At 51.3% G+C, this 14,127-nt stretch carries 12 protein-coding genes; all 12 read left to right on the top strand.

All coding sequences use genetic code 11. From position 1 onward, the window contains the following. The first annotated feature begins 64 nt into the window (after positions 1–64). Positions 65–889 (top strand): 1,4-dihydroxy-2-naphthoyl-CoA synthase, encoded by an 825-nt coding sequence (gene menB / locus H144_RS0117020; RefSeq protein WP_026350764.1) that lies wholly within the window; start codon positions 65–67, stop codon positions 887–889. Between the two features lie 52 nt (positions 890–941). Further along, the gene (locus tag H144_RS0117015; protein ID WP_019943297.1) at positions 942–1,355 is read left to right on the top strand and encodes an EVE domain-containing protein; all 414 of its coding nucleotides are present in this window, start codon (positions 942–944) and stop codon (positions 1,353–1,355) included. Beyond that, complete coding sequence (locus tag H144_RS0117010; protein WP_019943296.1) at positions 1,342–2,922, top strand: hypothetical protein; 1,581 nt, start codon at positions 1,342–1,344, stop codon at positions 2,920–2,922. Before H144_RS0117015 ends, H144_RS0117010 begins: the two co-directional genes overlap by 14 nt. A 141-nt stretch (positions 2,923–3,063) precedes the next feature. Then, entirely contained in the window at positions 3,064–3,951 is an 888-nt protein-coding gene (locus H144_RS0117005; protein WP_019943295.1) for a class I SAM-dependent methyltransferase, read from the top strand. Between the two features lie 6 nt (positions 3,952–3,957). Next, on the top strand, positions 3,958–5,157 hold the full coding sequence (locus H144_RS0117000) for a tetratricopeptide repeat protein (RefSeq protein WP_019943294.1): 1,200 nt from the start codon (positions 3,958–3,960) through the stop codon (positions 5,155–5,157). Positions 5,158–5,217: 60 nt separating this feature from the next. After that, positions 5,218–7,161 carry a threonine--tRNA ligase gene (gene thrS / locus H144_RS0116995; RefSeq protein WP_019943293.1) on the top strand — a complete coding sequence of 648 codons (1,944 nt, stop codon included), beginning with the start codon at positions 5,218–5,220 and terminating at the stop codon, positions 7,159–7,161. Positions 7,162–7,270: 109 nt separating this feature from the next. Then, the gene (gene infC / locus H144_RS0116990) at positions 7,271–7,828 is read left to right on the top strand and encodes a translation initiation factor IF-3 (RefSeq protein WP_026350763.1); all 558 of its coding nucleotides are present in this window, start codon (positions 7,271–7,273) and stop codon (positions 7,826–7,828) included. 148 nt (positions 7,829–7,976) lie between these two features. Then, on the top strand, positions 7,977–8,171 hold the full coding sequence (gene rpmI / locus H144_RS0116980; protein ID WP_015810726.1) for a 50S ribosomal protein L35: 195 nt from the start codon (positions 7,977–7,979) through the stop codon (positions 8,169–8,171). Between the two features lie 103 nt (positions 8,172–8,274). After that, the gene (gene rplT, locus H144_RS0116975) at positions 8,275–8,619 is read left to right on the top strand and encodes a 50S ribosomal protein L20 (RefSeq protein WP_015810727.1); all 345 of its coding nucleotides are present in this window, start codon (positions 8,275–8,277) and stop codon (positions 8,617–8,619) included. Positions 8,620–8,712: 93 nt separating this feature from the next. Further along, the gene (locus H144_RS0116970; protein ID WP_019943291.1) at positions 8,713–9,228 is read left to right on the top strand and encodes a hypothetical protein; all 516 of its coding nucleotides are present in this window, start codon (positions 8,713–8,715) and stop codon (positions 9,226–9,228) included. 109 nt (positions 9,229–9,337) lie between these two features. Further along, positions 9,338–11,884 (top strand): phosphocholine-specific phospholipase C, encoded by a 2,547-nt coding sequence (locus H144_RS0116965; protein ID WP_019943290.1) that lies wholly within the window; start codon positions 9,338–9,340, stop codon positions 11,882–11,884. A gap of 177 nt (positions 11,885–12,061) precedes the next feature. After that, positions 12,062–13,972, top strand: a complete 1,911-nt coding sequence (dnaK, locus tag H144_RS0116960; RefSeq protein WP_019943289.1) for a molecular chaperone DnaK — start codon at positions 12,062–12,064, stop codon at positions 13,970–13,972. Positions 13,973–14,127 lie beyond the last annotated feature (155 nt).

The raw sequence follows: 14,127 nt of genomic DNA, 5'->3' as shown, positions 1-14,127 counted from the left end.
GCTGTGCTCAGAGCATGCACGGCGTTTCACATTGCATTTATTTCAATTTTACCAACCTGATTTTATGTCCAGTACAGTCCAATGGGAAACCATTAAAGAATACGAAGAAATCCTTTTTACACTTCACGAAGGAATCGCCAAAATCAGCATCAACCGCCCGCATAAGCATAATGCATTCACGCCGCAGACCGTCACCGAGATGATCGACGCGATGCATATCTGCCGCGAAGACACGCGTATTGACGTCATTATCCTCACCGGCGAAGGCGGAAAAGCATTCTGCTCGGGCGGCGACCAGTCAGTGCGCGGGCATGGCGGCTATATCGGCGACGACCACGTGCCGCGCCTGAACGTCCTCGATCTGCAAAAAATGATCCGTTCGATCCCGAAAGCGGTGATCGCGATGGTAGCGGGCTGGGCAATCGGAGGTGGCCATGTGCTGCACGTGATCTGCGACATTACCATTGCCGCGGACAATGCGCGTTTCGGTCAGACTGGCCCGAAAGTCGGCAGCTTCGACGGCGGCTTCGGCGCTTCCTACCTGGCACGGGTGGTAGGCCAGAAAAAGGCACGCGAGATCTGGTTCCTCTGCGACCAGTACGATGCCGGTGAAGCATTGCAAATGGGCCTGGTGAACAAGGTAGTCCCATTGGAGCAGCTCGAACCGGTTACGCTTGAATGGGCGAAGAAAATCCAGGAAAAAAGCCCGCTGTCGATCCGTATGCTCAAAAGCGCGTTCAATGCCGAGCTCGACGGGCAGGCCGGTATCCAGGAGCTGGCGGGCAATGCCACGCTCCTGTATTACCTCAGCGAGGAAGCCAAGGAAGGCCAGCGTTCGTTTTTGGAAAAAAGACAGCCTGATTTCAGCAAATTCCCAAAGTTTCCTTGATTTAATCCAGAAAGATTAACATTTTAACTCCTACCATACAAATACTCACCGAATGAACCATTGGCTTGTCAAATCAGAACCATTTAAATACTCCTGGGACCACCTCGTTGCCGAAAAGGAAGGCATGTGGGACGGTGTACGCAACTACGCCGCACGCAACAACCTGATGGCGATGAAAGTGGGCGACCCCGTGCTGTTTTACCATAGCAACGAGGGCAAGGAAGTAGTGGGCCTGGCCAAAGTTTCGAAAGAACATTACCCCGACCCTACTACCGACGAACCGGGATGGGTGGTGGTAAACCTGGTTCCCGTTGAGAAATTTCCCGGTACCGTTACGCTCGCACAGATCAAAAAGGATGAACTTTTGAAACAAATGGACCTGGTTCGCCTGTCCAGACTGTCGGTCGTGCCGGTGAAACGCGAAGAATTCGACCATATCGTTGCTTTGGCACATGACAAAAAATAAGCGATCCCTTTCGGGGCTGATCCTGCCGTTACTCTTCCTGGGCATGCTGAGCACGCAGCTGGCGGCCCAGGGAGTGAAGCGGATCGAACTGCCATTATCGGGCAACACGGCTTACCAGGCGGTTCCGCTCGGTAAACAAGGCGTGCTGCTGATCTCCAAGCCCGATAAGGGCACATTCAATGTCCAGAAGTTCGATACAAACCTCGAACGGGTATGGTCTATCGACGGCCCGGTCGAGTCCAACCTCGATTACATCACTTATTCTTACGACGGCCAGGCCGTTTTCCTGCTTTTCAGCAAGTACCGCAGCTCATTGTACCAGATTGTGAAGGTCAATGTCGGGCCGGGGTTTGTGGAAACCTTTACGATGAATACCGTCGACCGCTTCGAGATCACGGATTTCAAAACGCTGGGCTATTCGGTTTTCATGGCCGGAATGGTGCGCAACGAGCCGGTATTGATCCACACGCAGCTCACAACGCAGCAGACGAGGGTGTTACCGTCGGCCATTAAAGGTTCCAATGCCATTCAGACCGTGGAAGTGGATACGGCGCAGCACTTGGTGAATGTGTGCTTTGCCGTAAAAAAAGGCCGCCAGACCAAAATCGTGGCGCGCTCCTACGAAGAAACCGGCGAGCTGTATACCCAGGTGACCGTAGACCCGGAAGACGATTTTTCACTCCTCAGCGGCCGCTTGCAGGTGCTGAACGACTCGGTACGGATGGTAATCGGCACATACGGTTACCGCAATATGCAGAGTAACAGCATGGCCGCATCACAGGGCTTGTATATCAGCAAGATAGTTGGCAATGAAACGGTCTTCACCAAATACCACAGCTTTACCGATTTCAAAAACTTCTTCAATTTCATGAGCGAGCGCCAGCAGGAGAAGATGGAAAAACGCATTCGCAAGAAAAAGGAAAGCGGCGACGACCTGAAACTGAACTACCGGCTGCTGGTACATGATATTGTGCCGAAAGCGTCCAACTTCCTGCTCGTGGCCGAAGTTTTCTATCCCGAATACCGCTACCAGAACCCGAGTATGATGGGTGGTTTCGGCTACGGTTACGGCGGCTATGGCTATCCTTTCGGAATGGGCTTATACAACCCCTATCTTTGGAACCCGATGTACGGCGGCCGCGGCTATAACCAGCAGGTTTTTGACGGCTTTACGTATACCCATGCCGTCGTGGCGGATGTCGACCGGAACGGCAATCTGCTTTGGGACAACAGCATTAGTTTCGATAACGTCAAAAGCATGGAGTTGAAGGAAAAGATCAAAGTGCAATCTTTCAACAACGGCAATTCCAAGTTGATTTACAGCCACAACGGTGCCATCCGCAGCAAAATCATCAAAGGCGACCAGGTGATCGACAGCGACCGCGTGATCCCGAACGATACCTACGTGGAAGGCGACAAAGTCCGCAAAACCAGCACCGACGACATCGATTACTGGTATGATAACTTCTACCTGGCCTGGGGCGAACAGCGCATTGTGAACGCAGCCGGCGACCCCAACACGCGGGGGAGACGGAATGTGTTTTATTTGAATAAGATTTCTTACTGACCACCGACCGCTGACGGCCGACCGCCGATTTCATTAAGATTGTAGAAATAAACGTAACAATACACCAATCGGCCGTCAGCGATCACCGGTCAGCCGTCGGCGGTCGGCGGCCAGCGGTCAAAATTTAAACCAACAAAAACCTTGATACTACTTTCACCCGACCAACATACCGACTACCAACTGATCGACAGCGGCGGATTCGAGAAACTCGAACGATTCGGACCGTATGTTCTTTCGCGTCCCGAGCCGCAGGCGATCTGGGACAAATCACTTTCCGAGGCCGAATGGGACAAGCGTTCCAATGCGGTTTTCAAAAAAGACAAAAACTCGCAGGAAAAAGGGCAATGGATCACCAAAGGCGACATGCCCGATAAATGGGTGTTCCAGTACCGGACCAAAGAGCTGCATTTGCGCACCAAGCTCGCATTGTCTTCCTTCAAGCATGTGGGCGTTTTTCCCGAGCAGGCTACCAACTGGGATTTCATCACACGGACATTGAAACAAATGCCGGAGGAAAAACCCTCGGTGCTGAACCTGTTTGCTTACACGGGTATTGCGTCGCTGGCGGCGAAGGCTTCCGGCGCGGATGTGACGCACGTCGATTCGGTGAAACAGGTGATCAGCTGGTCGCGGGAGAATATGGAGCTGAGCGGGCTCAGCAATATCCGCTGGGTGGTAGAAGACGCGTTGAAATTCGTGCAGCGTGAGGTGCGCCGCGGTAACAAATACAATGGCCTCATCCTGGATCCTCCCGCCTACGGCCGCGGGCCCGATGGCGAAAAATGGCTGCTGGAAGAGAGCTTGAATGAACTTCTGAGGCTATGCGCGCAGTTGTTAAAGGAGGAAAACTTCTTTTTTATCATCAACCTGTACTCCCTCGGTTTCTCGGCGCTGATCGTCGAAAACCTGATCAAGGCGCATTTCGGAACAGAGGTCAAGCATGAGTTCGGCGAATTGTACATTCCCGATTCATTTGGCAAAAAACTTCCGCTAGGCGTGTTTTCGCGTTTTTCAGACCAGAATGTGTAGCGGCGAATGAAGTCTGACAACCTGAAATATGTATCATTAGCATTACTCCTGGCATTAGGCGGATCGGAACAGTCGTGCCAGAGCGACGCCCGCACGTCCACACGCATTCCGCCCGTGATCAAAAAAGGCAAGGCCGAATGGCAGAACGACGCATTGCTGTCGCTCACCGAGCTGATCAACCGCGGGATCGATTCCGATGTGAATTATTTCAAAAGGGCGCGCATTTACTTTGATCGCGAGCAATATTCCGAAGCGCTGGACGACATTAACGAGTCGATTTACGAGCAGGATAATGTGAGTGAGTATTTCCTTCTGCGCGGTAAGATTAACCGCGAGCTGAATAAAATCGACAATGCACTGGAAGACGCCCAGCGCGCCGAGGCATTGCAGCAGAGCAGTCCGGAACTGTACGTGCTGCTGGCCGACATCCTGCAAGCGAAGAACCGTTTCGGCGAAGCAGCCGGCTATCTGAACCAGGCATTGAAAATGGCTCCCTACGACGGATCGGCCTATTATGTAAAGGGCGTTCTGCAAGCACGCCAGGGCGATTCGCTGGCCAGCTTATCGAGCCTGAATTACGCGATGAATGTCAATCCCAGGCTGCTGCGGGCTTATGAGCAGGGTACGCTTATTAATTTAAAACTAAAAAATACCGCGGAAGCGCTGGCGATCAACGAGCGGGCGCTGAAACGTTTCCCCGAACGCGCGAGCCTGTTTTTCGGCCGGGGCGAAATCCTGAATGCATTGGCCAAGCCCGATACCGCATTGATCTATTATCAAAAAGCAGTCGCCATTCAGCCCGATTACGACGAGGCATTGAACCAGCTCGCGACCGTGGCAATAGGCCTGCGCAATTACCCGGCCGCCATTCCCGCATTGAAGGTGCTTTTACGAAAGAAACCGCAGTCGAAGGAGATCAACAATATGCTGGGTTACGCCTACGAAAAAAGCGGCGAGCTCGACATTGCGAAGACCTATTATACGACCGCCCTCACCATCGCTCCGGGCGATCAGGACGCGCGCTACGGAATGTACCGCATCCGCAAAATCGAGTCGGAAGGGCTTTATCCCTCCTACTATCCCGAGGGCGAGGCCGACCAGGGCTACAAACTGCTGGACACTGCGCGGGTTAAAATCAATATTATCCAGCCGCGTGGTACTACAAATATCCGTGTAGACTCATCGCGCAAAGCTAAAATTGAATAGCTTTGTGCTTTGCGGCTTACCGCATTGCCATTGAACCATAGTCACAGAATTATTTTTTGAATGAAAGACGAGTCTCAAGTAAAAATTACCCTGCCCGATGGTAGCGAACGTTTTTACCCAAAAGGGGTAACCGCTCTCGAAATCGCGCTCAGTATCAGTGAAGGGCTTGCACGGAATGTGATAGCCGCCAAAGTGAACAACGAGGTCTGGGACCCTACGCGCCAGATCACGGAGGATTCCCTGGTAAAGCTGCTGACGTGGAATGACGAGGATGGTAAAGCTACGTTCTGGCACTCATCGGCCCACTTGCTGGCCGAGGCATTGGAAGCGCTCTATCCCGGAATCAAATTCGGTACGGGACCTTCCATCGAAAAGGGTTTTTACTATGATGTTGACCTCGGCGGACAGAGCATTTCGCAGGAAGATTTTCCGAAAATCGAAGCGAAAATGCTGGAACTGGCGCGCCAGAAAAACGAATATATCCGCAAGCCGATCAGCAAGGCTGAAGCCATCGACTATTTTACCAAAAAAGGAGACGAATACAAGCTGGAACTGATCGACGGGTTGGAAGACGGCTCCATTACATTGTACGAGCAAGGCGGTTTCACCGACCTTTGCCGCGGGCCGCATATCCCGAATACCGGTTTCATCAAAGCCGCCAAACTGACCAACATTGCGGGCGCATACTGGCGTAACAAGCAGGAAAACAAGATGTTGACCCGCATTTACGGCATTACTTTTCCAAAAGCGAAAGAGCTGGAAGAGTACGTGACCCTGATGGAGGAAGCTAAAAAGCGCGACCACCGCCGCCTCGGCAAGGAGTTGGAGCTTTTCGCATTCTCGGAAAAGGTAGGGCAAGGTTTGCCGCTGTGGCTGCCGAAAGGCGCGATGCTGCGCGAGCGCTTGCAGGCATTCCTGAGCAAGGCGCAGTCGCGCGCGGGTTACACGCCCGTGATCACCCCGCATATCGGCAGCAAGGATTTGTATGTGACTTCGGGGCATTGGGACAAATATGGCAAGGACTCCTTCCAGCCCATTAAAACCCCCAACCTCGGCGAGGAGTACCTGCTCAAACCGATGAACTGCCCGCACCACTGCGAGATTTACAAAACCTCTCCCCGCTCCTACAAAGACCTGCCTTTGCGGTTCTCGGAGTTTGGAACCGTATACCGTTACGAGCAGAGCGGCGAGCTGCACGGGCTCACGCGTGTACGCGGGTTCACACAGGATGATGCGCACATTTTCTGCCGTCCCGATCAGGTGAAGGAGGAGTTTATCCGCGTGATCGACCTCGTGTTGTATGTGTTCAAATCCCTCGGATTCGACGATTACAGCGCCCAGATCTCATTGCGCGACCCGAATAACAAGGAGAAATACATTGGCAAGGACGAAGATTGGGAGAAAGCGGAAAGCGCGATCATCGAAGCGGCCGCTGAGCGTGGCCTGAGCACCGTAACCGAGTTAGGCGAAGCCGCATTCTACGGTCCGAAGCTCGATTTCATGGTGCGCGACGCATTGGGACGCAAATGGCAGCTCGGTACCATCCAGGTGGATTACCAGCTTCCGCAGCGTTTCCAGCTGGAATATACCGGCTCCGACAACCAGAAACACCGCCCGGTAATGATCCACCGCGCGCCATTCGGTTCGATGGAACGGTTCACGGCGATCCTGATCGAAAACACCGCCGGCCAGTTCCCGCTGTGGCTTTCACCGGACCAGATCGCTATTCTGCCGATTTCGGAGAAGTTTGCCGATTACGCGGAGGACGTGTTCTTCCAGTTGCAGGATCATGACATCCGCGGCTTTGTCGACCACCGCGACGAGAAGATAGGCCGCAAAATCCGCGACGCGGAAGTGACCAAAGTACCTTTCATGCTTATCGTGGGCGAGAAAGAGGCTGCGGAAGGCAAGCTTTCGGTACGCCGCAAAGGCGAGGGCGACCTTGGAATTATGACGATTGAAGAGTTCACTGCCTTTTTCAAAAAGGAAGCCGCCATTGCTTGATGTTTTTGTAAGATTTTAGTATTATTCCAGCAATAAGGCACTATTTTTGTGGAGCTAGTGTTAATTTTTTCGATTTCCACCAAAACAAAAAAACACCAATACGAATTATATGGCATTACGACCCCCTAGTGGACGGATGAGGATTCCCGAAGAACCTTACAAAATTAACGAACGAATTACAGCAAAAGAAGTGCGGTTGGTCGGCGAAAACATTGAGCCGGGCATCGTAGATATCAATACCGCCCGCGCGATGGCAAAGGCACAAGGGCTTGATCTCGTTGAGATTGCGCCAACGGCAGTTCCGCCGGTCTGCAAAGTGGTTGACTATTCGAAGTTCAAATACGAGCAGAAAAAGAAACAAAAGGAAATTAAGGCAAAAGCCCAGAAGGTGGTGATCAAGGAAATCCGTTTCGGCCCGAACACGGACGACCACGACTTCGATTTCAAGTTGAAACATGCCACCAACTTCCTCAAAGAAGGCTCGAAAGTAAAAGCATACGTGCATTTCGTAGGACGTACGATCGTCTTCAAAGAGCGCGGTGTGAACCTTTTGAACAAGTTTTCAGAAGCATTGTCGGAATTCGGCAAGCTGGAAATGGAGCCGAAGCTGGAAGGAAAACGGATGACGATCATCCTGGCGCCTACCCCTTCGAAAACCAGCAAATAAAACGCCGGTATCCGGAGCACCGGACCGCGGCTAATGCATACGAAATCGTGTTTCTGACTTCCGTCAGGAGCACGATTTTATTTTTATGTAAAATTTCGCTAATTTTGCGCGCTGTTTTATATTTTATCAACTATTAGTTTTTTGAATCATGCCTAAAATGAAAACCAACTCTGGTGCTAAAAAGCGTTTCGCGCTGACTGGCACTGGAAAAATCAAACGTAAGCACGCTTTCCACAGCCACATCCTGACCAAAAAATCAAACAAGCGCAAGCGTGGTTTGGTGAAGACTGGTCTGATCGATGAGTCTAACGAAAAGCAAGTATTGGCAATGCTTCGGAAATAATCCGTAAAAGCCAATTCAGAAATTAAATTCTGGTTTTTTGTTCAACCCGATAAAAGGCATTAAAGTCTCAGCAGAGCGCCGATTATCAAAAACAGTTTAAATTATGCCACGTTCGGTAAATCACGTAGCGTCACGTGCAAGACGCAAAAAAGTTTTAAAACTCGCGAAAGGCTATTTCGGCCGTCGCAAAAATGTATGGACCGTTGCCAAGAACGCCGTTGAGCGCGGTTTGGCTTACGCATACGAAGGCCGTAAACAGAAGAAACGTAACTTCCGCGCATTGTGGATCCAGCGTATCAACGCAGGTACCCGTCAACACGGATTGTCTTATTCTGCTTTCATCGGCAAACTTAATGCAAAAGGCATCGAGCTGAACAGGAAAGTACTCGCGGACCTCGCGATGAACCATCCCGACGCATTCAAAGCGATCGTTGATCAGGTAAAATAAAACAGCATCCCGCCCGAGTGGCGGGATTTTTTTTGCATAAAATTTGGATATTGCAGGCGACAATCAGTCGGCGTACCTCAAAACCAAATAACAATGCTGGAACAACTCTTCGACCTAGTACAACAAAATTCCCAACAGGCAGTCGTAAACAATCCCGCTGTGCCCAATGAGCACAACGAGGAGGTGATCAACACCCTGGCCGGTTCTATTACCGGAGGCTTGCAGGAGCAGGTACAAAGCGGCAACATCAACGGACTGCTCGGCCTCTTCGGCGGTGAAAGCGGTACTTCGGCCGCATCCCTCATGAACAATCCTATCGTAGCGTCCATCGCCACCAATGCAATCGGCGCCATTGTTCAGAAGTTCGGATTGAACAGCCAGGTAGCAGGTAATATCGTCAATTCTGTACTCCCGGGCGTATTGGGCGCGGTAATCGGCCAGTTGAACGGACAGGGAGGTGGAGGCGTTCAGGGAGGCGGCTTCGATATCGGCTCGCTCATCAAAATGGGCGGCGGACTTTTCGGCGGCGGTAACAGCACCGGCGGCAAAGATTCATCCGGCGGCATCGACCTCGGTGGTATGCTGGGCGGCCTGTTCGGGGGAAAGTAATTGCAAAGAATAATCACAGGATAAAACCAGGGCTTCAAAACGATAGTACATTTGTAAAAACTGATGTACTATTTAAGAAGCCCTTTTTCCTTTATAACTCGCCTTAACCATGGACTCCAGAAGAGAATTTATCCGGAAAGCCACCATGCTCACAGGAGCAGCCGGATTGTTCAGCACCCTACCCGCTTCCATCCAGAAAGCATTGGCCATTAATCCACCGAAAGGTACCACCTGGCAGGACGCAGAACACGTGGTGATACTGATGCAGGAAAACCGCTCGTTCGACCATTCGTACGGAACCCTGCGCGGCGTGCGCGGTTTCAACGACCCGCGAGCCATTACCCTGCCGAACAACAACCTCGTTTGGCTCCAAACCAATGCATTCGGCGAAACCTACGTGCCATTCCGCCTGAATATCAGGGAATCCAAAGCCACATGGATGGGCTCGCTCCCGCATTCGTGGCCGAACCAGGTCGACGCGCGCAATGAAGGCAAATATGATAAGTGGCTCATTGCCAAGCAGCCAGGCAACAAGGAGTACGCGAAAATGCCTTTAACGCAAGGCTATTACAACCGCGAGGACATTCCGTTCTACTATGCGATGGCCGACGCATTCACAGTCTGCGATCAGAATTTTTGCTCCTCGCTCACGGGTACGACGCCCAACCGCCTGTACCTCTGGACCGGCACCGTGCGCGAGAACACCGACCCCGACAAGCACTACGCAAACGTCCGCAACGAAAACGTGACCGACGACCGCGAGGCGTCCTGGACAACGTTCCCCGAACGGCTCGAAGACCATGGTATTTCCTGGAAAATTTACCAGAACGAGCTGAGCATCAATACCGGATTCACCGGTGAGGAGGACTCCTGGCTTGCCAACTTTACTGATAACCCTATTGAATGGTTTACGCAATACAATATCCGCTATCACACGGGTTACCAGCGCTATCTCAAAGAACGCCAGCAAATGCTGCCGAAAGAGATCGAAGAAGCGCAGGCGAAGCTGAAAACGCTCTCCGGCAAGGAAGCCAACGATCTTGAAAAAGTACTGAAAGAAAAGCGTGCATTGCTGAAACTGGCCAATGAAGAACTGATCCGTTGGAGCCCGGAAAGGTTCGAAAAACTCTCGCAAAGAGAAAAAAACATCCACCATAAGGCATTCACTATCAATAAGAACGACCCGGATTACAGAAACGTCACGACGGTAAAATACCAGGACGGCGATATCGAGCACGAAGCGAAAGCGCCTATGGGCGACATCCTGCATCAGTTCCGTTCCGACGTTAAAAGCGGCGCACTACCGACCGTCTCCTGGCTTGTAGCGCCGGAAAACTTCTCCGATCACCCCGGCGCGCCGTGGTATGGTGCCTGGTACGTTTCGGAAGCGATCGACATCCTGACGGCTAATCCCGAGGTTTGGAAAAAGACGATTTTTATCCTCTGCTATGATGAAAACGACGGCTATTTCGATCACGTACCGCCGTTCGTCGTGCCCAATCCTTACAAAGAAGACACCGGCGCCGTTTCTGCGGGCATTGATTGCAAGACCGAGTTCGTGACTTTGGAGCAGGATATGCGCAAGAAAAAGAAGGAAGAAAGCCGCGAAAGCCCGATAGGGCTGGGCTACCGGGTGCCGCTGATCGTCGCGTCGCCCTGGAACCGGGGCGGTAACGTGTGCTCGGAGGTATTCGACCATACGTCTATCCTGCAATTCCTGGAAAAATTTGTGAGCCTGAAATCCGGCAAACCGGTGAAGGAGACGAATATCACGGAATGGCGGCGCACGATTTGCGGCGACCTCACGTCCACATTTACTCCTTACGACGGACAGGAAATCAAGCTGCCGACATTCCTCGAACGCGAGGAATTTATGGAAAGCATTTTCAATGCAAAGTTTAAAAAGCTTCCGAACGGCTATAAGGCATTGTCGAAAAGCGAGATCGAAGAGGTGAACCAAAATCCGCTCGGCTCCCCTATTCTGCCAAACCAGGAGAAAGGGACGCGCCCGGCCTGTCCTATTCCGTACGAATTGTTCGCCGACGGGGCCGTAAATCCTGCCAAAAATACATTCGAAATAAAGCTTGAAGCCAGAAATGTCATATTCCGCGACAGGTCTGCCGGCGCGCCATTCATCATTTATGCTGTTGGAAAGTATAAAAATGAGATTTCCAAAGTTTGGAACTACGCCGTAAAAGCAGGCGACGCCATTAATTGCTCCTTTAATATAGCCGATTTCGAAGGTGGAAAATTCCATTTGAGGGTGTATGGACCAAATGGATTTTTCCGCGAATATGCCGGCACCAAAACACATACCAACGTGGCATTCAAAACCAGGCTGGAACTGGACAGGAGCAAAAAGCCGACTGGTAATATTCAGGTCGATTTGCAGAACAACAGTACTTCAAGCGAACGCAAAATTTCCCTTCAAGATAATGCATATGGTGCTGTAAATCAATCGATAAAGCTACCCAAAGCTGCGGGCGCCGTGAAGAAGGGAAACGTACTTACCGTGAACACGTCCAAAAGCGCCAACTGGTACGACTTCTCGATCGTCGTCGACGGCGAGCCCGACCTCATCATCCGCCAGGCCGGCCACGTCGAAACCGGCCGGATCACCGAAAGCGATCCGCTGATGGGACAAATGCTGAGCTGAAAGTCTATCCCGAAGTCAGGCCGCAACCCGGCCTGACACTTTGTCACTCCCATTTTAAGTCCGGGTTTCTGGTACGGGGTTTTTAGTAAAACTCCCAGTGACCGTCGAAAACAGCGCTGCGGCGCACGGCGGTCCGGGAATCCAGAATCAAATCATACTTAACTTATAAATTAGAAAATGGGAAAAATTATTGGCATAGACTTAGGAACAACGAACTCCTGCGTGGCTGTCATGGAGGGTAACGAGCCGGTTGTAATAGCCAACAGCGAAGGTGCCCGCACTACTCCGTCTGTGGTTGCATTCATGGATAACGGTGAACGCAAAATCGGAGCACCGGCCAAACGTCAGGCGATTACCAATCCCAAGCATACTATTAGCTCCATCAAGCGATTCATGGGTAAAAAATACGATGACACAACCTCTGAAATGAAGACGGTTGCGTACAGCGTAGAGAAAGGCCCTAACAATACTCCGCGCATTCCGATCGGTGACCGCCTTTACACACCACAGGAAGTTTCTGCATTCATTCTTCAAAAAATGAGACAAACTGCGGAAGACTATCTGGGTCAGGAAGTTACCGAAGCGGTGATCACCGTTCCTGCATACTTCAATGATGCGGAACGTCAGGCAACGAAAGAAGCTGGTCAGATTGCCGGCCTCGATGTAAAACGGATCATCAACGAACCTACTGCGGCTGCCCTGGCTTATGGTCTGGACAAACAGCACCAGGATATGAAAATTGCCGTGTTCGACTTGGGTGGTGGTACATTCGACGTATCTATCCTTGAACTGGGTGACGGTGTGTTTGAAGTGAAATCAACCGACGGTGATACCCACCTGGGTGGTGACGACTTCGACCAGGTGATCATCAACTGGCTGGCCGACGAATTCCAGAAAGACGAGGGCGTCGACCTGAAAAAAGATCCGATGGCATTGCAGCGTTTGAAAGAAGCTGCTGAAAAAGCAAAAGTTGAATTGTCGAGCTCGACTCAGACTGAAATCAACCTGCCATATATCTTCCCGGTTGATGGTATTCCCAAACACCTTGTTCGCACTTTGACCCGCGCAAAATTCGAGCAGCTGGCAGACACATTGTTCCAACGTATGATGGAGCCTTGCAAGAGAGCGATGAAAAATGCGGGGTATTCCAACAGCGACATCAATGAGGTGATCCTCGTAGGTGGCTCGACCCGTATTCCTCGCGTGCAGGAAGAAGTAGAGAAGTTCTTTGGTAAAAAGCCTTCTAAAAACGTCAACCCTGATGAAGCGGTGGCCGTTGGTGCTGCAATCCAGGGTGGTGTGTTGACCGGTGAAGTGAAAGACGTGCTTCTTTTGGACGTGATTCCTTTGTCGCTTGGTATCGAAACATTGGGTGGCGTATTCACCAAATTGATCGAAGCGAACACAACCATTCCTTCGAAGAAAACTGAAACGTTCTCAACAGCCGCTGATAATCAGCCATCTGTGGAAATCCACGTGCTGCAAGGCGAGCGTCCGCAAGCTTCGAACAACCGTACCCTTGGTCGTTTCCACTTGTCTGACATTCCACCGGCACAACGCGGTGTACCTCAGATCGAAGTGACATTCGACGTGGATGCGAACGGTATCCTGCACGTTTCCGCGAAAGATAAAGGTACCGGCAAAGAGCAGAAGATCCGTATCGAAGCTTCCAGCGGTTTGACCGACGCCGAAATCAACAGAATGCGTGAAGAAGCAAAAGCGAACGAAGCGGCCGATAAAGCAGAACGTGAGAAAATCGAAAAAATCAACGGAGCTGACAGCCTGATCTTCTCAACCGAGAAACAGCTGAAAGAATATGGCGACAAACTTTCTGACAGCAACAAATCCAACATCGAAGGTGCGCTGGCAGAATTAAAAACCGCTCACCAGTCACAGGATCTCGCCGCGATCGACGCTGCTTCCGAAAAACTGAATGCCGCATGGCAAGCTTCCGCTCAGGAAATGTACGCGCAAGGTGGTGAAGGCCAACCAGGCGCAGGCGATCCGACCGGAAACCCTGGCGCAGGAGCCGGCAACAGTGGTTCGACAGACGACGTGACGGACGTCAACTTCGAAGAGGTAAAATAAGAATGAGATTAGAAAAAATCCCCGTCCGTTAATCAGATGGGGATTTTTTTTACCCGCAGTGTTACAATTTGGGGTTTTACTGCGTATATAAAAGTAAGAAACAAGCCGCCAATCCGCTGGCATTGATTTTTTTCAAAACCGAGTACAATCATCAT

This window comes from Dyadobacter beijingensis DSM 21582, from assembly GCF_000382205.1.
Lineage (GTDB): Bacteria > Bacteroidota > Bacteroidia > Cytophagales > Spirosomataceae > Dyadobacter > Dyadobacter beijingensis.
Note: the sequence above shows the minus strand (reverse complement) of the source record. Positions and strands in the feature narration are given on the sequence as shown.